The organism is Streptococcus suis, assembly GCF_002960445.1.
GTDB lineage: Bacteria > Bacillota > Bacilli > Lactobacillales > Streptococcaceae > Streptococcus > Streptococcus hyiners.
Window position 1 is genome coordinate 1 of record NZ_POJD01000399.1, and the last position, 285, is coordinate 285.

Annotated in this window: 1 protein-coding gene; it reads left to right on the forward strand. The window is 40.4% G+C overall.

Annotation, left to right across the window (positions count from 1 at the left end; translation table 11 throughout):
* Window positions 1–42 precede the first annotated feature (42 nt).
* The coding region (gene ssb, locus C1G53_RS12255; protein WP_153046733.1) for a single-stranded DNA-binding protein at window positions 43–285 on the forward strand (243 nt) is incomplete at its 3' end.

Consider the following 285-nt stretch of genomic DNA (forward strand, 5'->3'; position numbering starts at 1 on the left):
TTTTCTAATCCTTCTACGAATAGATAAGTAGGAGGATATAATATGTATAATAAAACAATTTTAATCGGTCGCTTGACGGCCCAACCTGAACTCACTCAAACACCAACTGGCAAAAATTTGACTCGTGTAACTGTCGCAGTCAATCGCCGATTTAAGACAGAAAATGGTGAGCGTGAAGCAGATTTTCTCAATGTTATTTTCTGGGGCAAACTGGCGGAGACACTTGTTTCTTATGGCAGCAAGGGTAGTCTGATTTCTATTGATGGTGAGTTGCGAACGCGAAAA